The 18,613-nt window shown below is 70.7% G+C and carries 18 protein-coding genes and 1 pseudogene; 7 read left to right on the forward strand and 12 right to left on the reverse strand.

Annotated elements, in window-relative coordinates; all coding sequences use genetic code 11:
• Positions 1–406: 406 nt before the first annotated feature.
• Both COGEMETH_RS08965 and COGEMETH_RS08970 read left to right on the forward strand, forming a co-directional pair.
• Positions 407–1,132: a fused DSP-PTPase phosphatase/NAD kinase-like protein gene (locus COGEMETH_RS08965; RefSeq protein WP_238182250.1), complete on the forward strand. Its 726-nt coding sequence runs from the start codon at positions 407–409 to the stop codon at positions 1,130–1,132.
• A gap of 232 nt (positions 1,133–1,364) precedes the next feature.
• Positions 1,365–1,577, forward strand: a complete 213-nt coding sequence (locus tag COGEMETH_RS08970; protein ID WP_238182251.1) for a DUF4287 domain-containing protein — start codon at positions 1,365–1,367, stop codon at positions 1,575–1,577.
• Between the two features lie 138 nt (positions 1,578–1,715).
• On the opposite strand, the gene COGEMETH_RS08975 is transcribed toward COGEMETH_RS08970, so the two are convergent.
• Positions 1,716–2,462 carry an SOS response-associated peptidase gene (locus tag COGEMETH_RS08975; RefSeq protein ID WP_238182252.1) on the reverse strand — a complete coding sequence of 249 codons (747 nt, stop codon included), beginning with the start codon at positions 2,460–2,462 and terminating at the stop codon, positions 1,716–1,718.
• Between the two features lie 223 nt (positions 2,463–2,685).
• On the opposite strand from COGEMETH_RS08975, the gene COGEMETH_RS08980 reads away from it, so the two are divergent.
• Complete coding sequence (locus COGEMETH_RS08980) at positions 2,686–4,335, forward strand: B12-binding domain-containing radical SAM protein (protein ID WP_238182253.1); 1,650 nt, start codon at positions 2,686–2,688, stop codon at positions 4,333–4,335.
• A gap of 103 nt (positions 4,336–4,438) precedes the next feature.
• Here COGEMETH_RS08980 and COGEMETH_RS08985 read toward each other — a convergent pair whose 3' ends face one another.
• From COGEMETH_RS08985 to COGEMETH_RS09005, 5 genes are read right to left on the reverse strand one after another with little or no spacing between them, the layout of a single operon-like run.
• Positions 4,439–5,443: a magnesium transporter CorA family protein gene (locus tag COGEMETH_RS08985; protein ID WP_238182254.1), complete on the reverse strand. Its 1,005-nt coding sequence runs from the start codon at positions 5,441–5,443 to the stop codon at positions 4,439–4,441.
• A gap of 22 nt (positions 5,444–5,465) precedes the next feature.
• A complete protein-coding gene (locus COGEMETH_RS08990) occupies positions 5,466–6,326 on the reverse strand; it encodes an SDR family oxidoreductase (RefSeq protein WP_238182255.1) in 861 nt (286 codons plus the stop codon).
• A gap of 41 nt (positions 6,327–6,367) precedes the next feature.
• Positions 6,368–7,186 carry an SDR family NAD(P)-dependent oxidoreductase gene (locus COGEMETH_RS08995; RefSeq protein WP_238182265.1) on the reverse strand — a complete coding sequence of 273 codons (819 nt, stop codon included), beginning with the start codon at positions 7,184–7,186 and terminating at the stop codon, positions 6,368–6,370.
• A 32-nt stretch (positions 7,187–7,218) separates the two neighbouring features.
• Complete coding sequence (locus tag COGEMETH_RS09000) at positions 7,219–7,986, reverse strand: enoyl-CoA hydratase-related protein (RefSeq protein ID WP_238182256.1); 768 nt, start codon at positions 7,984–7,986, stop codon at positions 7,219–7,221.
• 22 nt (positions 7,987–8,008) lie between these two features.
• Positions 8,009–9,751 carry an acyl-CoA dehydrogenase family protein gene (locus COGEMETH_RS09005; protein WP_238182257.1) on the reverse strand — a complete coding sequence of 581 codons (1,743 nt, stop codon included), beginning with the start codon at positions 9,749–9,751 and terminating at the stop codon, positions 8,009–8,011.
• A 153-nt stretch (positions 9,752–9,904) separates the two neighbouring features.
• Here COGEMETH_RS09005 and COGEMETH_RS09010 point away from each other — a divergent pair, with 153 nt between their 5' ends.
• Complete coding sequence (locus COGEMETH_RS09010) at positions 9,905–10,906, forward strand: L-threonylcarbamoyladenylate synthase (protein WP_238182258.1); 1,002 nt, start codon at positions 9,905–9,907, stop codon at positions 10,904–10,906.
• A gap of 185 nt (positions 10,907–11,091) precedes the next feature.
• Here the strand turns inward: COGEMETH_RS09010 and wrbA are convergent.
• The 6 genes and pseudogenes from wrbA to COGEMETH_RS09040 all read right to left on the reverse strand — a co-directional run.
• Positions 11,092–11,685, reverse strand: a pseudogene (gene wrbA / locus COGEMETH_RS09015) (NAD(P)H:quinone oxidoreductase); the annotation flags it as partial.
• The gene (greA, locus tag COGEMETH_RS09020; RefSeq protein ID WP_238182259.1) at positions 11,631–12,107 is read right to left on the reverse strand and encodes a transcription elongation factor GreA; all 477 of its coding nucleotides are present in this window, start codon (positions 12,105–12,107) and stop codon (positions 11,631–11,633) included. The pseudogene wrbA and the gene greA, both read right to left, overlap by 55 nt.
• A gap of 50 nt (positions 12,108–12,157) precedes the next feature.
• Positions 12,158–13,144: an acrylyl-CoA reductase (NADPH) gene (gene acuI / locus COGEMETH_RS09025; RefSeq protein ID WP_238182260.1), complete on the reverse strand. Its 987-nt coding sequence runs from the start codon at positions 13,142–13,144 to the stop codon at positions 12,158–12,160.
• A 102-nt stretch (positions 13,145–13,246) separates the two neighbouring features.
• Entirely contained in the window at positions 13,247–13,843 is a 597-nt protein-coding gene (locus tag COGEMETH_RS09030; RefSeq protein ID WP_238182261.1) for a hypothetical protein, read from the reverse strand.
• A 208-nt stretch (positions 13,844–14,051) separates the two neighbouring features.
• The gene (locus COGEMETH_RS09035) at positions 14,052–15,230 is read right to left on the reverse strand and encodes a cell wall hydrolase (RefSeq protein WP_238182266.1); all 1,179 of its coding nucleotides are present in this window, start codon (positions 15,228–15,230) and stop codon (positions 14,052–14,054) included.
• Between the two features lie 248 nt (positions 15,231–15,478).
• The gene (locus COGEMETH_RS09040) at positions 15,479–16,015 is read right to left on the reverse strand and encodes a hypothetical protein (protein WP_238182267.1); all 537 of its coding nucleotides are present in this window, start codon (positions 16,013–16,015) and stop codon (positions 15,479–15,481) included.
• 121 nt (positions 16,016–16,136) lie between these two features.
• Between COGEMETH_RS09040 and COGEMETH_RS09045 the strand changes: the two genes are divergently transcribed.
• From COGEMETH_RS09045 to COGEMETH_RS09055, 3 genes are all read left to right on the forward strand, one after another.
• Positions 16,137–17,534, forward strand: coding sequence for an aminotransferase (locus tag COGEMETH_RS09045; protein ID WP_238182262.1), 1,398 nt, complete (start codon positions 16,137–16,139; stop codon positions 17,532–17,534).
• A gap of 238 nt (positions 17,535–17,772) precedes the next feature.
• Positions 17,773–17,988: a hypothetical protein gene (locus COGEMETH_RS09050; RefSeq protein WP_238182263.1), complete on the forward strand. Its 216-nt coding sequence runs from the start codon at positions 17,773–17,775 to the stop codon at positions 17,986–17,988.
• A 237-nt stretch (positions 17,989–18,225) separates the two neighbouring features.
• Positions 18,226–18,613 (forward strand): twin-arginine translocation signal domain-containing protein (locus COGEMETH_RS09055; RefSeq protein ID WP_238182264.1); only part of this gene is annotated, 388 nt, incomplete at its 3' end.

The following is an 18,613-nucleotide window of genomic DNA, read 5'->3' on the forward strand; positions in this document are numbered from 1 at the left end:
CAGCGCGGATATCGGCGCGCTGCGGGCCCGGCGGATGCTCGTGGTGCGCGTGCTCATGGCCGGGACCCCTTCGATTCGTTGCCGGCGGATAACCCGCTATCACCGGATCAGGTTCGATCCCGATCCGGGCGAAGACAAGGCGGGACTCATGGCAATCGCCTGACGTCGCCTCGGCGGCGTCAGGGCGCCCCGCGGAGCGGGTTTTCCGGACTCGGAAAACACCGAGCGTAGCGAAAGCCCGAGCCCGCGGATGCGGGCGCCGGCGCCTGAGGCGAGAGGGAAACAGGGCAAGCGCTTTCGAGCGGTTGCCCTGCAAGGCCGGTGCCGAATTGCCCGGCTCGGGCCCGGCTGGTAGAGCCCTCCACCTCTCCTCCCTTTCCCGAACGGCAGGATCACCCCGCGGCCCGTGTTCAACCGCTTCCTCAAGCCCGAGACGCGCTACGCCCGGCGCATGGCGCGGATCGCCCGCTTCGAGCGGCCGATCGCCGGCGCCGGAGACCGGCTGAAGGCGTGGGCGAACATGCTGCTGGTGGACCACGGCGTGTTCCGCCTCGCCTATCTCAACCGCCACCGGGTCGGGGCCGGGGCGCTGTGGCGCTCGGCCCAGCCGGGGCCGCACCAGCTCGCCGCGTTTCGCCGTGAGGGCGTGCGCACGGTGATCTCCCTGCGGGGCGGGCGCGAGCACGGCTCCTGGCCGCTCCAGCGTGAGGCCTGCGAGCGTCACGGGCTCAAGCTCGTGGAGTTCGTCCTGCGCTCGCGCGAGGCGCCGGCCCGCGAGACCATCCTCGCGGCCAAGGCCTTCTTCGCCGCCGTCGAGTATCCGGCCGTGATGCACTGCAAGTCGGGGGCGGACCGGGCCGGCCTGGCCGCAGCCCTCTACCTCATCCTGCACGAGGGCCGACCCGTGGCCGAGGCCGCGCGCCAGCTCTCGGCCCGCTACGGCCATTTCCGCTTCGCCAAGACCGGCATCCTCGACGCCTTCTTCGCCCTGTACCGCCGCGAGGGCGAAGCCAAGGGGCTGGATTTCCTGACCTGGGTCGAGACCGTCTACGACCCCGAAGCCCTCAAGCGCGATTTCCGCCCCGGCTTCTGGTCGGACATGGTGGTGGACCGGGTGATCCGCCGGGAGTGAGATCCTGCCGGCTCGCGGAAAGCGGACCGGGTCTCACGAAGCCCGCGCGGCGCTCGAGCCAAGCCGAAATCCGGTCGTGTCTCGGTTTGAAATCGGCTCCGGGCAACCGGCCACTTGCGAACCGGGGGGGGTGTCGGCGCGCGACCCGCCTCACGTGGCGAGGCACCGTTGCGGTTCGAGGGGGCTGTGTTCAAACTGCGCCCGATCACCATCGCCCGGAGCCTGTCGCGCAGTGTCTGCTGAACCGATCAAGGGGCCGGCCTCATATTTCCCGTCCATAGAAAAGAGGTACGGTCGCCCCATCGGTGAGTGGCAGAAACTCGTCCAAGATAGGCTTCCGGCCAAGCACATGGACTTGGTCGCGCTGCTGAAGACCGATCACGGGATGGGACATGGGCACGCCAACGCGATCGTGGCACACGTCCTGGCAGCAGGGAGGACTTGACGCAGCGTCGACGCCAACTCGCTGAGGCTGCCTACCACCCGAAGCAGCCGAACCGGGCTCGGACTTCAAACCGAGACACGACCCGAAATCCACGTCGCGACGGGATCGATCGGACTTCTCAGGATCGGTCCGGCCCCGTCAGAACAAGGCGCCCTGCGCGTCCGCGTCGCTGGAGCGCGCAGCCGGCGCGGGGTCGGCCGGCCTCGGCCGTCCCACCGGCTCGATCAGGCCGGGATCGTCGTTGCGGGCGTCGTTGACGCGGGGGCCGACCGCGTCGAGCCGCAGCCAGTCGTCCGGGCAGGGGCGGCAGAGGGCGGCGGCCTCCCCCGGTTCGACGCCGCGTGCGTCGAGCCAGGGCGCGACCTGCTCCGGCGACAGGATCGCCGGCATCCGGTCGTGGACGGCCGAGAGCGTGCCGTTGGCCCCCGTCGTGACGATGGCCGCGGTGTCGATCTCCGAGCCGTCCGCCCCGAGCCAGGGCTCCCACAGGCCGGCCAGCGCCATCGGCGCCCCGTCCGCCCGGCGGATCATGAAAGGCGTCCTGACCGCCTGCCGCCCCCTGCCCTCCCGGCGCCACTCGTAGAACCCGTCCGCCAGGAAGACGCAGCGGCGGTGGCGCAGCGCCCCGCGGAAGGTCGGCTTCTCACGGACGGTCTCCACGCGGGCGTTGAACACCAGGGGGAACGTCGCCGGGTCCTTGAGCCAGCCCGGCCAGAACCCCCAGCGCACCAGGCGGAAATGGCGCTGCCCGCCCTCCGCGATCACCACGGGCACGGGCTGCGTCGGCGCCACGTTGTAGCGGGCCGGGAAGTTCGGGCGCTCGGGGTAGGCGTAGAAAGCGGCGAACGCCGACGGCGCCTGCGCGATGAAGAAGCGTCCGCACATCCCACGACCTTCGCACGATCGGCGCGGGGGCCCAAGCCGGCCCGCACGCCGCGGCAGGAACGGCCGTCCTCAAGTCGACGCCCGGCCCGAGATCGGACACCGATGCGTCGAAATCAATGCGGGGCGTGTCGAACGCGCAACGCCGCCCGTGAAATCAGAAGGCGGGCGGATTTTCGCCCCGATCGTCTGATGAATCGCCGGGACAGGGATCGAAGGGCACGTCATGGCGCAGGCACTCACCGGACCGCGCGTGCTGCTGGTCTCGCCCCGGCTCAACGGGGATTCGTTCTGGAGCTTCAAGGCGGCCTGCGCCCTCCAGGGCGCGCGCTGCCTCGCGCCGCCCCTCGGCCTGATCACGCTGGCCGCGATGCTGCCCCCACACTGGGACCTGCGCCTGATCGACCGCAACGCCGACGAGGCGTTGACGGAGGCCGACATCCTGGGGGCGGACCTCGTGATGACCGGCGGCATGCTGCCCCAGGAGCCGGACATCCTGACCCTGATGGCGCTGTGTGCCCGGCTCGGCGTGCCCGTCTGCCTCGGCGGTCCCGCACCGACCTCGACGCCGGAGGTCTACGAACACGCCGACTTCCTCGTCATCGGCGAGGCCGAGAGCGTGGTGGACGACTTCATCGCCGCCTGGGAGCGGGGCGAGCGCAAGGGCCGGTTCGTGGCCCCGAAGTTCAAGGCCGACGTGACCCGGACCCCGGTTCCGCGCTTCGACCTCCTGACCTTCCGCCACTACGCCTGGATCAACGTGCAGTTCTCCCGCGGCTGCCCGTTCACCTGCGAGTTCTGCGACATCATCGAACTCTACGGGCGCGCGCCCCGCACCAAGCTGACGGCGCAGGTCCTGGCCGAACTCGATCGGCTGCGGGAGCTCGGCTATTGCGGCCAGGTCGACTTCGTGGACGACAACCTGATCGGCAACAAGAAGGCCATCAAGCTCTTCCTGCCGCACCTGATCGCCTGGCAGGTGGAGAACGGCTACCCGTTCCGGTTCTCGACGGAGGCCTCCCTCAACATCGCCGACGACGCCGAACTGCTCTGGATGATGCGCCGGGCGAACTTCTTCGCCCTGTTCGTCGGGATCGAGACCCCGGACGAGGCGACCCTGATCCAGACCTCGAAGAAGCAGAACACCCGCCGCAGCATCGCGGAGAGCGTGCACCGGATCTACCAGGCGGGGATGTTCGTGGCCGCCGGCTTCATCGTCGGCTTCGACAGCGAGGAGGGCAGCATTTCGCGGGCGATGGCCGACTGCATCGGCGAGACCGGCATCCCCACGGCCACGGTCGGCCTGCTGACCGCCCTGCCCAACACCCAGCTCTCACGCCGGCTGGAGCGCGAGGGGCGGCTGTTCGACCGCTTCCGCGACACGATGACCGAATCCGGCGACATGTGCACGGCCGGCCTCAACTACCGCACCCTGCGGCCCCGGCGGGAGATCATGACCGACTACCGCGACGTAGTCGCCGAGGTCTACGCGCCGGCAGCCTTCTTCGGCCGCGTCCGCCAGATGGGGCTGATGCTCGACCGGCCGATGTTCCGCGCCCGCAAGGTGTTCTGGCGCAACGTGCCGCGCGACGGGCTCGCCTTCCTGCGCCTGTGCTGGAGCATGAGCGTGCGGCACCCCGAACTCGCGCGCCACTTCTGGGGGACGTTCCTCCACATCCTGCGTCACCGCCCGGAAGCCTACGACAGCGTGCTCCGGGTGATGTCGCACTACCTCCACCTCTATCCCTTCTCGCGCTACCTCGTGCGGACCACGGACCGGCGCATCGCCGAGATCGATGCCGGCCTCTGGGTCGATCCCGTGCCGCTCGCCCCCGTCAACGATGCCGGCGGCGCGAAGGTCCGCGCCGTCGCCTGACGGGATGGCGCGACGTGGATGGAGTCCCCGATGCTCCCACCCATCTCCCTCGTCCTGAGGTGCGGCGGCAGCCGCATGGAGCTTCAAGGGTGACGGGGTCTGTCTAAAGCCACTTCTTCCAACGGAAGAAGACGTAGGGCAGCACGGCGGCGACCACCATCATCACCACCGCCATCGGGTAGCCGTAGGGGAGTTCCAGCTCCGGCATGGTCTTGAAGTTCATGCCGTAGATCGAGGCGATCAGGGTGGGCGGCATGAACACCACCGCCATGACCGAGAACAGCTTGATGATGTTGTTCTGCTCCAGGTTCACGAGGCCGAGCGTCGCGTCGAGCAGGAACTGGATCTTCGAGGACAGGAAGGTGGCGTGCTCCTCCAGGGACTGGAGGTCACGCAGCGTCGAGCGCACGTCCTCGCGCAGCTCCCGCGGGGCCTTGGCGGTGCGGTAGGTCGCCGAGAGCGAGAGCAGGATGCGCTCCATCGAGACGAGGCTCTCGCGCTGCTTCGAGATCAGGTCGCCGTGGCGTCCCAGCGCCCGCAGGGTGTCCTGCAGGGCCGTGTTGCGGGCGGAGGGGTCGGCCTGGACCTCGAAGATCTTGCCCGAGAGCCGGTCGATCCGCTCGCCCTGGAGCTGGAGCACGTCGGCCGCCCGGTCGATCACCGCCTCGATCAGCCCGGCCAGGATCGTCTCCCCCGACATGATCGCGGAGGGGCCGTTGCCGGTGGTGCGGCCGGCCCGCTGCGTGAACATCCGGAACGCCTGGGGCTCCTCGTAGCGCACGGTGACGAGCTTGTTGCCGCGCAGGATGAAGGTGATGCCGGCCAGGCCCGGGTCCTCGGAATCGCTCACCTTCGAGAGCACCCGGCCGGTCATGTAGCGAGCCCCGTCCTCGACGTAGAGGAGTTCGGACGGCTCGATGTCCTTCATCTCCTCGCGCGTGGGCACCTCGATCCCGGAGAAGGCCTCGACCTTCAGCTCCTCCTCCCGGCTCGGCCGGATCAGGTCGAGCCAGACGGTGTCGTCGGGGATCGCGTCCTGGAGTTCGAGGGAGCGGCGCTCGAGCAGGGTGTGCCCGGCGCCGGCGACCGGCTGGTGGATGAAGATCACGAAACGTCTCTGGGAAATGCGCTCAGGCGAGCGCGTCGGGAGGCGGCACGCTCGCATCCGGCACGAAGAAGTCCGGCGCAAGGGGGACGCCCGGTGTGACGCGGTATTTTGAAAAGTCCGTGACGCCCGTCTCGGCCAGGAAGGTGTCGTCGATGAGGAAGCGGCCCGTGGTCTGCCGGGCCGGCATCAGGAACAGGGCGTGGGCCGCGTCCGCGATGATCTCCGGTGTCCGGCTCGCCCGCATCAGCTCGGCGCCGCCGAGCAGGTTGTTCACCGCGGCCGTGGCGATGGTGGTGCGCGGCCACAGGGCGTTGACCGCGATGCCCTGGCGCCGCAACTCGCCCGAGAGCCCGAGCACGCAGAGCGACATGCCGAACTTCGCCATGGTGTAGGCGAGGTGCGGCGCAAACCACTTCTCCGCCATGTCGAGAGGCGGCGACAGCATCAGGATGTGGGGGTTCGCCGCCTTCGCCAGATGCGGGATGGCGTATTTCGAGACCATGTAGGTGCCGCGCGTGTTGATCTGATGCATCAGGTCGAAGCGCTTCATCTCGGTCTGGGGCGTCCGCGTCAGGGAGATCGCGCTGGCGTTGTTGACCACGATGTCCACCCCGCCGAATTTTTTGACCGTCTCCTCGAAGGCGGCGGCGACGGAGCCCTCGTCGCGCACGTCAACGATCAGCGGCAGTGCCTGGCCGCCCGCCGCCTCGATCGCGGCGGCGGCCGTGTGGATCGTGCCCTCGAGCTTGGGGTGCGGCGTGTCTGTCTTGGCCGCGATCGCGACGTTGGCGCCGTCGCGGGCCGCACGCAGGCCGATGGCCAGCCCGATGCCGCGCGAGGCCCCGGTGATGAACAGCGTCTTGCCGTGAAGCGTGTCGCCCATGGAATCCTCCGCGTCGTCTCTCGTGTCTGGGGCCGCCCGCCTCAGGGGGCGGCCGGGAGCACCCGGAAGGGGGCCGGCTGCGTCCCGTCCGCGTCGGTGAAGCCGTAGGTCCGGGCCAGGTCGCCCGCGTGCAGCACCTGCCCGGCCAGGGTTCCCAGCGCGGGGTCGGCGGCGAGCGCGGCCAGCGCCCGGCCGGCATAGAGCGGGCTCTCGGTCGCCCGGTCGGTCTGGCCGGAGTCCCGCACCCGCTCGGTGGCCACGAATCCCGGCGAGAGGCCAAGCGCCGTCACCCCGTGCGGGCGCAGTTCCTCGGCGAAGGCCAGGGCCAGGCGGTTGGTGGCGGCCTTGGCCGAATCGTAGAACACGTCGCCGAGATAGCCTTCCGCCGTGCCGAAGGAGACCAGGGCGATCAGGCCGGCGCGGTTGGCGACCATGGCGGGCGCCACGGCGCGCGCCAGCAGCAGGCCGGCATAGGGGCCGCTGCCGAGGAAGCCGAGGAAGTGCTCCGTGGAGCGCCGCCAGAACGGCGTGCCCCAGCCGGTGCCGTCCGGATAGCGCTCCCCGTCGTAACCCTCGTTGCCGCCCCAGACGCTCGAGACCGCCACGTCGATTCTGCCGAAGCGCCGCAAGACCCAACGCACGAGTTCGTCCACCCCCCGCTCGCTGGTGTGGTCGCAGAGGTAGTGGTGGCCCTGCCCGCCGGCGGCGTCGACCTCGCGGGCGGTGTCCTCGATCGCCTCCGGCCGCATCTCGGTGCGCGGTCCGGTCTCGCTGGAGCGGGCGGTGACGATCACCGTGGCCCCGGCCTCGCCCAGGCCCCGGGCGATGCCCCGCCCGACGCCCCGCGAGGCCCCGGCCACGAGGCAGATCTTTTCGCGCAGGTCCGGCGTGCTCACGCCTTCGTGCCGGGCTTGGCCTTCGCCAGGAAGGCCCGGAACGCGGCTTGCGCCTCCTCCGAGCCCAACTGCCGGTCGAAGGCCTCGGCCTCCGCGGCCAGTGCTGCGTCCACCAGGGCTTGATCCCCCCGGATCAGAGCTCGCGATGCCGTCAGGGCTCCACGCGGCAGGGCGGCCAGGCGCGCGGCCTGGGCGGTCGCGTGCTCCAGTAGCATGTCGGAGGGGATTACTCCGTTGACGAGGCCGAGGCTCTCGGCGTCGTCCGCCCCGAACATCTCGGAGAGCAGCAGCAGTTCCGTCGCCTTGAGGCGCCCGACCCGGCGCGGCAGCAGGTAGCTGGAGGCGGCCTCCGGCACGAGGCCGAGTTCCACGAAGGGCATGCGGAAGCGCGCGGCCGGGCTCGCGTAGACGAGGTCGCAATGCAGGGTCAGGGTGGTGCCGATGCCCACCGCGATGCCGTCGACGGCCGCCACCATCGGCGTCTTCGTGCGCGCGAGCTGCCGGATGAAGCGCAGCGACGGCGCGTCGCTGAAGGCGTTCTCCGCCCGCGTGACGAAATCGGCGATGTCGTTGCCGGCGCAGAAGATGCCGGGCACGCCCGCGAACACCACGGCGCCCACCGCTTCCGACGCGTCGGCCGATTCAAGCGCCTCGCGCATCGCGTCGTACATCGCGCCGGTGAGCGCGTTCTTCTTCTCTGGACGGTTCAAGGTGATCCGCCGGACGCCGCCCTCGACATCCACGATCTCGACATGCTCGCTCATACCGGTCGTCCCTTTCGACGTGTCAGCTTGCGAGCGAGAGGCCGGCATCGTCCACGAACCCGCCGCCCTCGACCACGCTCTGTTCCAGCCCGGAGGCCGCCGGCAGCAGGTTCTCGGCAAAGAACCGGGCCAGCGCGATGCGGGCGCCATGCGCCGGATCGGTCGCCCCCGCTTTCAGGGCCGCACGCGACGCGACCGCCGCCTTGGCGAGGCAGGCCGCCCCTTGCGCCAGCCCGAACAGGCGCAGGTAGGGCGTGGCGCCGGACAGCGCGCCGTCCGGCCGGTTCGAGGCCAGCAGCACCCGCTGGTGGCTGGTGGCCCGGTCGAGGCTCTCGATGCCCGCCCGCAGCCGGGCAGCCGTATGGCCGAAGGCGGGGTCGGCGTCCTTCAGGAGGGCCTCGGCCACCTTGCGCATGGAGGCGATCTGGGCCGCCACCGTGGCGCCCCCGTTCAGGGGCAGCTTGCGGGCGGTGAGGTCGATGGCCTGGATGCCGTTGGTGCCCTCGTAGATGCCGAGGATGCGCGCGTCGCGCATGAGCTGGGCCGCGCCGGTCTCCTCCACGAAGCCCATGCCCCCGTGCACCTGGACGCCGAGCGACGTGACCTCGTTCGCGATGTCAGTGGAGAACGCCTTCGCCACCGGCGTCAGCAGGGAGGCCCTGTCCAGGGCCGCCTGCCCCTCCGGCCCTTGCGCGGCGTCCAGCGCCGCGGCCGTCAGGTAGCAGATGCCGCGGGCGGCCGCCGTGTAGCCCTTCATGGTGAGCAGCATGCGTTGCACGTCGGCATGGGCCACGATGGGGCTCGCCGCCTCCGCGCTGCCGGGCGCCTTGCCCTGGCGGCGCTCCCGCGCGTAGGCCAGGGCCCGCTGAGTCGCGGCCTCGGCCACGCCCACCCCCTGGAGGCCGACGTTGAGGCGGGCCGCGTTCATCATCGTGAACATGCAGGCCAGGCCCTTGTTCTCCTGCCCGATCAGCCAGCCAGTCGCACCGCCCGCATCGCCGAAGGCCATCGAGCAGGTCGGCGAGGCGTGGATGCCGAGCTTGTGCTCGATCCCGGAGCAGCGCAGGTCGTTGCGGCTCCCGTCCGGCAGGACCTTGGGCACGAGGAACAGGGAGATGCCCCGCGTGCCGGCCGGCGCGTCCTTGAGGCGGGCGAGCACGAGATGGACGATGTTGTCGGTGAGATCGTGCTCGCCGTAGGTGATGTAGATCTTGGAGCCCACGATCCGGTAGCTGCCGTCGCCCGCGGGCTCGGCGCGGGTGCGCAGCAGGGCGAGGTCCGAGCCGGCCTGGGGCTCGGTCAGGTTCATGGTCGCGGTCCATTCGCCCGAGATCAGCTTGTCGAGGTAGCGCGCCTTGAGGTCGTCCGAGCCGTGTACCGCGAGCGCCTCGATGCCGCCGGCCGTCAGCAGCGGGCAGAGGCCGAAGGCGATGCTGGCCCCGTTCCACATCTCGGTGCAGGCGGCCGAGAGCAGGTGCGGCAGGCCCTGCCCGCCGAAATCGGGATCGGCCGTGAGCCCGTTCCAGCCGCCCGCGGTGAAGGTGCGGTAGGCCTCGCGCCAGCCCGGCGGCGTGGTCACAGTACCGTCCGAGAACGGCGTGCCGTGCCGGTCGCCGGCGCGGTTCAGGGGCGCGATCACGCCCCCGGCCAGCCGCCCCGCCTCGGTGAGCACGGCTTCCGCATCCTCGGCGCTCAGGTCCGGCCCGAGCCCCGCCACCTCGGCGAGGGCGAACACCATCTCGGACACGGGGGCGCGGTAGCTCATGGATGTCCTCCCTCGGACGGTGCGGACCGTCCGGCCGTTGGCGTCCCGTTTGACGCGCGCCGCAGCCTGCCGCTACGGCCAGCACCCACGACATACGCCCGAACCGCATCCGCCGTCACGGCGCGGATCGCTTTTCGCGGAGATAGTTTATATATGAACGATCTCGGGTCAATGGCCCCCGGCGGTTCGACCCGGCGCCTGCCTGCCGATCTGGACGGGATCGCGGACGCCGCGCGGCTCCTGCGGGCGGGCGACCTCGTCGCCTTCCCCACGGAGACGGTCTACGGCCTCGGTGCCGACGCCACCGACCCGGCCGCGGTGGCCCGCATCTTCGCCGCCAAGGCGCGGCCGCGCTTCAACCCACTGATCGCCCACTTGGCCGATGTGGCCTCAGCGCAGGCCGAGGGTGCCTTCGACGCGCAGGCGCAACGCCTCGCGGCGGCGTTCTGGCCCGGCCCGCTTACCCTCGTGGTGCCGGCGACGACTCGCACCTCGGTCTGCGACCTCGCCCGCGCCGGCCTCGACAGCGTGGCCCTGCGGGTGCCGGGAAGCGCCCTGGCGCGGGACCTCCTGGCGGCAGTCGGGCGCCCGGTGGCGGGCCCCTCCGCCAACCGCTCCGGCCGGGTCAGCCCGACCAGCGCCGCCCATGTGCTCGCCGACCTCTCTGGGCGGATCGCGGCGGTGCTCGACGGGGGCGAGGCGTCGGTCGGGGTCGAATCGACGGTGGTGGCCTGCCTCGGTGGGCCACCCCGCCTGCTGCGGCCGGGCGGCATCACCCGCGAGGCCCTCCGCGCGGTCCTGGGTCTCGAACTCGCCGGGCCGGAGGGGGCCGATTCCAACAGGCCGGTCGGGCCGGGGCTCTTGGCCTCGCACTACGCCCCCCGCGCCCGCGTACGTTTGGACGCCTCGATCATCGCGCCGGGAGAGGCGGTTTTGCTGTTCGGGGCTGCCCGGCCAGCCGGGCTCGACCGAGCCCGCGCCGTGATCGACCTCAGTCCGCGGGGGGACCCGGTGGAAGCCGCAGCCCGGCTGTTCTCCGGCCTGCGCGACCTCGACGCGTCGGGGGCCGCGGTGATCGCCGTCGTGCCGATCCCGTCCACGGGGCTCGGCGAGGCGATCCGCGACCGTCTCGAACGGGCCGCCGCGCCCCGCTGACATTTTTTTCGTTTGTGGTGGAACCAGCGCACTGTGGTGCCCGTTGATGATTTACGAAGGCCAGTTCAGCCCCCAATGGCCTTTTTCCTTCCAGGCTCGGAGCAATCCGAGCCTTTTTTCTTGCCTTTTTTCCGCGTCCCGCGCCGCCGTCCGGGTGCGAGGCCCCGGACGAAACCCCAAGAAAATCAGGTCGCGAGCTTGGCGGCGATGGCGGCCACGTGCCGGCACTGGAAGCGGGCGCCGTCGAGTTCGATTTGGCTCGGCTGGCGCGCGCCGCCCTTCACTGTGTCCACGCCCATCTGGCCCTGGAAGGCGTAGGGCAGCCCGACAACGACCATGCCGAGGTGCAGGAGCACGGTGTGGAAGCTTGTCAGGGTGGTCTCCTGGCCACCGTGCTGCCAGGCGGTGGAGGTGAGGGCCGAGCCGACCTTCCGGACGAGTGCGCCCTTCGCTCACAGGCCACCAGTCTGGTCGATGAACTGCTTCATCTGTGCGGCTATGTTGCCGTAGCGGGTCGCCGTGCCGAACACGATCGCGTCGTGTTCGGGTAGCTCGTCCACAGTGGCGATGGGCGCGGCCTGATCGTACTGGTCGTGGAATTGCTCGGCCACGGCGCCCGGCACCAGTTCCGGCACGCGCCTGACCGCGACCTCGGCCCGGGCCTCGCTGGCGCCCGCGGCCACCACCAAGGCCCCCATGCTCCCCGCCCTGGAAGGCCGAAGAGCTACGGATTGATTGCCGCGACCTCCACGTCGTGGCCGTTGACGTCGACCACGTCGCCGACGCTCTTGCCGGTGATGGCACGCGCCAGCGGCGCGACGTAGGAAATCGTGCCCTTGGCCGGGTCCGCCTCGTCCTCGCCGACGATGCGGAAGGTCTGCTTCGTCTCCTTGCCGTCCTCGTCCTCGCGGACCACGGCGACGGTCGAGCCGAAATGCACGGTCTCGCCGGCCACGTGCTCCACGAGTTGAGCCGAGGTCTTGCGGGCGATCCAGTAGCGCAGGTCGCGGCTGACGCGGGCGGTCTCTGCCTTGGCCTCGTGATCGAGGGCGGAGGTCTCTTTCTCCAGCCGCGCTACCTCCGCCTCGATCTGCGCGAGGCCTTCTAGGGTGACGAAGTTCGGGTGCGGTGAGACCGGGCGGTCGGGGAGGTCCTCGAAGGCTTCCCCGCCCTCCTTCTCGCGAACGAATGCAATGCTCATAACGGATGCAATGCCGGGGCTAAGGCTCCGGTTCCGCGCGGAGGCCGGCCTCAGCCGATATCGACCACGGTGCGCCCGCGGATACGGCCCGCGAGGATGTCGTCGCCAAGGTGGCCGACCTCCTCCAGGCCGACGCTCGTGGTCATGGCGGAGAGGGTGTCGAGGTCCAGGTCGCGGGCGAGCCGGGCCCAGGCCGCGCGGCGCTTCTCCCGCGGAGTGGTGACGCTGTTGATGCCCAGCAGCGAGACGCCGCGCAGGATGAAGGGGGCGACCGAGGTCGGCAGGTCCATGCCCTGCGCCAAGCCGCAGGCGGCCACCGCCCCGTCGGACTTCGTCATCGCCAGCACGTTGGCGAGCGTCGCCGACCCGACCACGTCGACGCCGGCCGCCCAACGCTCCTTGGCCAGCGGCTTGCCGGGCTGCGCGAGTTCGGCCCGGTCGATGATCTCGGCGGCTCCCAGGCTGCGCAGGTACTCGGCCTCCGCCGTCCGGCCAGTCGTGGCCACGACGTGCCAGCCCGCGCGGGCGAGCAGCGCCACGGCCACCGAGCCGACGCCGCCGGATGCCCCGGTGACGATGGCCGGGCCGGCGGTAGGCGTCAGGCCATGAGCCTCCAGCGCCATCAGGGAGAGCATGGCGGTGTAGCCGGCGGTGCCGATCGCCATGGCCTGCTGCGCGGTCAATCCGTCCGGCAGAGGGACGAGCCAGCCGCCCTTGACCCGCGCGCGGGTAGCGTAGGCGCCCAGATGCGTCTCGCCGACGCCCCAGCCGGTGAGCACCACCGCGTCGCCCGGCCGGTATTCGGGGTCGTCCGAAGTCTCGACGATGCCGGAGAAGTCGATGCCGGGGATCATCGGGAAGCGGCGCACCACCGGGGCTGCCCCGGTCATCGCCAGCCCGTCCTTGTAGTTCAGGCCCGAGTGGGTGACGCGCACCGTGACGTTGCCGTCCATCAAGTCGGCATCGTCGAAGTCCCGGAAGGACAGGCTCTGGCCCGCCTCGCCTTTCTCCACGACCCAGGCCTTGAACGTCGCCATCACCACCTCCCGCAGTCCCGCGCGGAGACCTGTGGCGGACGACGGACGAATCAAGGCCGCCGGAGGTGCGCCCCCCGACGGCCGGTGCGGGTCGGGCCGCGATCAATAGCCGTCGTAGATGCTGCCGCGGGAGAAGCCGAGGCCGACGCCCACGTCGGCGGAGCTCGCCCCGGCGATGCCGAGCGCGTCCGGGATCGAGCCGATGCCTGGGCCGCCGTAGCCGGCCGAGCGGTAGCCGCCGCCCCCGTATCCACCGCCGCCGGCCGGCACCCAGCCGGAGCGGGCGGGGGCGACGAGGACACGCCGGCTGACGCTGGCGTATTCCGGCGGGATGGTCTCGGGGATCGACTGGGCGGGCTGCACCAGCACCCGGCGGTGCTGCACGGCGTAGCGCGGCGGGGTGTTGACCCAGCAGCCGACCAACTCTCCGTAGGGGCCGCGCCGGGTCGACCAGTAGCGGCCGCCGGGCGAGACCTGCACCCGCTCGGACACCGTGTCGAAGACCGGGGGCGCGGTGCGGTAGACGGTGCGGGGCGGGCGCACCAGCACGTTCTCCTGCACCGTGTCGAAGACCGGCGGCGTGGAGACGTAGCGGTAGCACTCCGAGCCCTGGCAGCCGGCCTGGGCGGGGCCTGCGAGGAGGACGGCGCCGGCGAGCGCGGCGAAAAGGATCGATGTTCGGGTGACCGGCGCGGTCATGGATGGATTCCTCTAGTACGCGGAACGAACGGGATGGGGCGCGTCGGTCGCGCTCATCTCGACGTCCAAGAGGCCGTGCTGGTGCCCGACAAGCAAGCAGTATTGGAAAGTAAGGTAAAATTAACCGCGGTCTCGACTGCGTAGTTGCTGCCTACCTAAGTAAATTTCCTTAAACACGAATGCCAAAACTCTTGTGAATCGGGCCCGCTCAGGTCTGGCCGGGCTTCAACTCATAGAAGATGTGCCGGCCGATGGCGTCCATCTTGCGCAGCCGGCGCGACCAGCCCGGCTTCACGTAGTCGGCGTGGTAGTGGGTCGCCGCGCCCACCTCCGCGAGGTAGGTCCGGCCCTCGATCACCGATTGCGCCACTCGGGTGGCGGTGGCCCAGGAGCCGGCATCGGTGATGCGCAGGGACTTGCCCTCGCAGGCGAAGGAGAACTGGCAGCCCATGTAGCGGTGGCGGTTCTGGTAGACCACGCCGCAGACGTTGGTGGGATAGAGCCCGCTCTTGACCCGGTTCAGCACCACCTGCGCCACGGCGGCCTGGCCCGCCTCCGGCTCGCTGCGGGCCTCGAAGTAGACGGCCTCGGCCAAGCAGCGCTGCTCCTTGTCCATGGCCTCCGGGTTGATGAGGTCGGCGTAGCGCGGCCGGGCCTCGTCCGGCAGGGATTGGGGGGCGGCCGCCACCGCCCGGTCGAGGCGCGGCGAGAACGCGGGCAGCGCCAAACTCGCGGCCGCCACCTCCACGGGGATCGCGTCGGCGGGCGCGGGCGTAGTTGAAGAAAGCGCCACGGCCCGCGGCACCGGCGGCGTCGAGCCGTCGCCGCGCCGCAGATCTTCGCGCAGGATGTCTTCGCCGTCCGCGGTCACGTCCGAGCGGCCCGCTCCCGTCGAGTGGGCGCTGCCGGCGCCCGTCCCGAGGCCGAGATCGGGCACCGGCACGAAGCCGGTCTCGGGCTCCAGGTCTGGGTTCCAGGTGGCCGAACCCAGAGTCAGCAGGCCGCTGACGCTGCCCGTCAGGTCGACCGACAGCAGGGCGGAGCCCGCCTCGCGCAAGCCCGCGGCACGGCGGGCGAAGCTCGCGGCCGGGGCGCGGGCCGGGTCGCCCTTGGCCGCCCGCTGCACCACGGGAAACACCCGCGCGCCGGCCTTGAGGTCGATCTGGAGGGGCTCCTCGCCGAGGCGCCGGGCGCCCACCGCGTCGGCCCGCTCGATGGCGAGCAGCTTGGTCGCGCCGTCGCGGCGGATCGCGGCGCCGATCAGCGCCATGCCGGGGGGGAGCGCCGGGACGATCCGCCCGTCGAGTTCCGCCAGCCGGCTCGATCCGATGGCGTTCTCCGTGCCCGCCGTGGCGGTGAAGGAGACCAGCAGGCCGAGGCCCGCCATCCAGGGCGTCAGGGCGGCCCCGAGCCAGAGCAGGCCCGATCCGCGTCGTCCTCGTCCGTTACGCACGCCGAACCGATCCGTACTCGAAAAACCACCACGCCCGGCCATGCTCCCCGGCGGTTCCGCCAGTTCGAAGGCCGATGGAGGATTTATCGCCCGGTATGGTTGCGAGGGGGTTAAGTGGGCCGGTGCGAAGTATGTGCGGAACTGGGGCCCCGGGTGGTTCGGCCGCAAGACACCCGAAAGAATCAGGCGGCGCGGATCTTCTCCACGTCGAAGCTCGGGCCCGCGGACGTCATCCGCTCGCGGGAGACGATGCGCTCGTCCGGGGCGACGACGCCGAGCGCCACGTCCCGGTCAGGCAGGACCACGGTGGTCGCCTTGTTGAGGTGGACGAGCACGTGGCGCTTCTTGGCCACCGAGGCCGCGGCCCAGCGCTTCAACTGGCCGTAATAGGGCTCGCGCCGCCAAGCGTTGGCCTGCCCTGGATCGACCTGCACGTTCATGTTGCGCGTCACCGGGTCGAGGCTGAGCACCATCTTGGCCCGGTCCGGCTTCCATTCCGGCCCGAGCCAGCTCTCGGTCATCCAGAGGCAGTGGAAGGCGCGGCAATGGTCGGGCCGGGTGGCGTGGATGGCGCAGCCCTGCCCCGCCTTCGTGTGGCGGCACCATTGCCCCGCCACGCTCTCGACGGCGGGCACGTCGTAGACCTTGCAGCACAGGGTGCAGGCGCCGCAGGACCGGCCTGGCGCCGGGTTGGCGACGATCGTCGCGGGATCGAGCATCGGGTCGGACATCGGTTCTACGCAGGTGCCGGGCCGTGGGCGCCCGCTGCCATCGCAAGGGTTACTGAAGCGGCATCGCGCCGGTAGTGTGGCGGCCTTCCCCGGTCACAAGGGACTGCCCATGCTCTCGAACCTCGCGGCCCGCGACGTCGAAACCCTGATCCACCCCTATACCAACCTTGCCACCCACCGCGAGACGGGCCCGCTGGTGCTGGAGCGTGGCGAGGGCGTGTTCGTCTTCGACACGGACGGGCGTCCCTACATCGAGGGCATGGCGGGGCTGTGGTGCACGGCACTGGGCTACTCCAACGGCGAACTGGTCGAGGCCGCCCGCGCGCAGATGGCCCGCCTGCCCTTCACGCACCTGTTCTCCGGCCGCAGCCACGATCCCGGCATCGAGCTGGCCGAGACCCTGAAGGAACTGATGCCGGTCCCGACCTCCAAAATCTTCTTCACCTCCTCGGGTTCGGAGGCCAACGACACACAGGTCAAGCTCGCGTGGTACTTCAACAACGCGCTCGGACGCCCTGAAAAGAAGAAGATCATCGCCCGGCAGCGGGGCTATCACGGCGTCACGGTGGCCAGCGCCTCGATGACGGGCCTTGCCGGCAACCACGCCGACTGGGACCTGCCGCTGCCCGGCTTCCTGCACACCGCCTGCCCGCACCACTACCGCTATGCCGAGGCCGGCGAGACGGAGGAGGCGTTCTCGCAGCGCCTCGCGGACGAGTTGGAAGCGATGATCCTGCGCGAGGGGCCGGAGACAGTGGCCGCCTTCATCGCCGAGCCGGTGATGGGCGCGGGCGGCGCCATCACCCCGCCCGCCGGCTATTTCGCGGCGATCCAGGCGGTGCTGGCGCGCTACGACGTGCGCTTCATCGCCGACGAGGTGATCTGCGGCTTCGGGCGCTGCGGCACCTGGTTCGGGGGCCAGGCGCTCGGCATGCGGCCGGACACGATCTCGTTCGCCAAGGCGCTGACCTCCGGCTACGTGCCGCTGGGCGGCGTCTCGGTGGACGAGCCCCTCTACGAGGCGATGCTGGACCAGAGCCGGAAGCTCGGCAGCTTCGGCCACGGCACCACCTATTCGGGCCATCCCGTCGCCTGCGCCGTGGCGCTCAAGACCATCGAGATTTTCCGGCGCGAGGGCATCGTCGCGGGGGTGGCGGCCAAGGCACCGCACTTCCAGGCCCGGCTCGCCAAGCTTGCCGAGCACCCCATCGTCGGCGAGGCGCGGGGCATCGGCCTGATCGGCGGCCTGGAGATCGTGGCCGACAAGGCGTCCCGGCGCCAGTACGACCCGAAGGCGGGCGTGGCCGCTCGCTGCGTCGCCTTCGCGCAGGGAGAGGGGCTGATCGTGCGCTTCCTGGCGGGCGACCGGGTCGCGGTCTGCCCGCCGCTTGTGATCGCACCCGACGAGATCGATGCCCTGTTCGACCGCCTGACCCGGGCGCTGGACCGCACCCGGGACTGGATCGCCGCGCAGGGGCTGGAGGCGATGCCGGCGGCCCAGTCCTGACGGGTCGCACGGGCCACACCGTACTCTTCCCCCGGCTCCCGCCGGACCGGGGTGGCCCCAAAGCCACGGTTCCTTAATCCACCGTTCAGATCAACGAGGTCTCTAATCGGGTGTCGCCGGCTAAAAAGCCGGTTCGACGTCTCGAAATCGCCCCGTGATCGCCGCGTAGATCGGCGCAAGGGCAGATGCGGCGGCCAGGATGCGGTCGCTCCATCGAAACCGGACAGGACAGGAACCCATGTACCCCCTCAGCGAGACCCAGGCCGCGGCGACCGAGATGGAGCGCCAGCAGATGGAGCAGGGAGAGTCGCGCTACGGCTTCCGCCCCTTGGCGCTGCCGGCCCTCGCCGCCGCGACGCTGGTGCGCAAGCCCGTCGCCAAGGCTGCGGCCGTCGTCGTCGCTGAGCGCCAGGGTATCCTCGCCATCGTCCACGAGGACGCGCCGCTGGCCTGAACGCCTGCCGCGTCGCGATCGGATTCAGCTTTCCTGAACCCGATCGCGCTAAGCAGATTTCGCAAAAGTGGTCGCCGGTTTTTGCGATAAAAATCTGCGTTCGTTCAAGAAGCTAAGCAGGAGCACGTCGGCTCGCCGACATGCTCCTGCTTAGGATGATGCCGCCGCCGCGGTTTGCCCGGACTGGCCGGGCAAACCGAGCCTTGCCGGGCCCCTGCGGCGATCCGAGGATGATCCATGCTGATCCTGCCGAGCCGACGGCAGTTCCTGACCGGGCTCGGCGGCAGCGTGGCCGCGCTCACCGCCGCGACCGGCGTCTACGCCTTCGACATCGAGCCACTGCACCGGCTAGTGGTGACACGCTACGCGCCGCGCCTGCCGCGCTGGACGCCGGGCCTGTCGCTACGCGTCGCCGTGCTCGCGGACTTCCACGTCTGCGAGCCGTTCATGCCCCTGGACCGCGTCGCCGAGATCGTGGACGCGACGAACGCCCTCAAGCCCGACCTCGTGCTGATGCTCGGCGATTATCCGGCCTCCGACCGGATCGCCTGGCGCAAGGTCGCGCTTGCCGAGTTCGCCCGCGTGATCGCGGGCCTCCGGGCGCCGCTCGGCGTCCAGGCGATCC

It is taken from the genome of Methylobacterium trifolii, assembly GCF_022179685.1.
GTDB lineage: Bacteria > Pseudomonadota > Alphaproteobacteria > Rhizobiales > Beijerinckiaceae > Methylobacterium > Methylobacterium trifolii.

Excerpts from the sequence above, each read along its gene's own strand:
- COGEMETH_RS08975 (WP_238182252.1), bottom strand. The coding sequence starts at position 2,462 with ATGTGCGGACGCTTCTTCATCGCGCAGGCGCCGTCGGCGTTCGCCGCT.
- COGEMETH_RS08980 (WP_238182253.1), top strand. The coding sequence starts at position 2,686 with ATGGCGCAGGCACTCACCGGACCGCGCGTGCTGCTGGTCTCGCCCCGG.
- COGEMETH_RS08990 (WP_238182255.1), bottom strand. The coding sequence starts at position 6,326 with ATGGGCGACACGCTTCACGGCAAGACGCTGTTCATCACCGGGGCCTCG.
- COGEMETH_RS09000 (WP_238182256.1), bottom strand. The coding sequence starts at position 7,986 with ATGAGCGAGCATGTCGAGATCGTGGATGTCGAGGGCGGCGTCCGGCGG.
- COGEMETH_RS09005 (WP_238182257.1), bottom strand. The coding sequence starts at position 9,751 with ATGAGCTACCGCGCCCCCGTGTCCGAGATGGTGTTCGCCCTCGCCGAG.
- COGEMETH_RS09010 (WP_238182258.1), top strand. The coding sequence starts at position 9,905 with ATGAACGATCTCGGGTCAATGGCCCCCGGCGGTTCGACCCGGCGCCTG.
- greA (WP_238182259.1), bottom strand. The coding sequence starts at position 12,107 with ATGAGCATTGCATTCGTTCGCGAGAAGGAGGGCGGGGAAGCCTTCGAG.
- acuI (WP_238182260.1), bottom strand. The coding sequence starts at position 13,144 with ATGGCGACGTTCAAGGCCTGGGTCGTGGAGAAAGGCGAGGCGGGCCAG.
- COGEMETH_RS09030 (WP_238182261.1), bottom strand. The coding sequence starts at position 13,843 with ATGACCGCGCCGGTCACCCGAACATCGATCCTTTTCGCCGCGCTCGCC.
- COGEMETH_RS09035 (WP_238182266.1), bottom strand. The coding sequence starts at position 15,230 with ATGGCGGGCCTCGGCCTGCTGGTCTCCTTCACCGCCACGGCGGGCACG.
- COGEMETH_RS09040 (WP_238182267.1), bottom strand. The coding sequence starts at position 16,015 with ATGCTCGATCCCGCGACGATCGTCGCCAACCCGGCGCCAGGCCGGTCC.
- COGEMETH_RS09045 (WP_238182262.1), top strand. The coding sequence starts at position 16,137 with ATGCTCTCGAACCTCGCGGCCCGCGACGTCGAAACCCTGATCCACCCC.
- COGEMETH_RS09050 (WP_238182263.1), top strand. The coding sequence starts at position 17,773 with ATGTACCCCCTCAGCGAGACCCAGGCCGCGGCGACCGAGATGGAGCGC.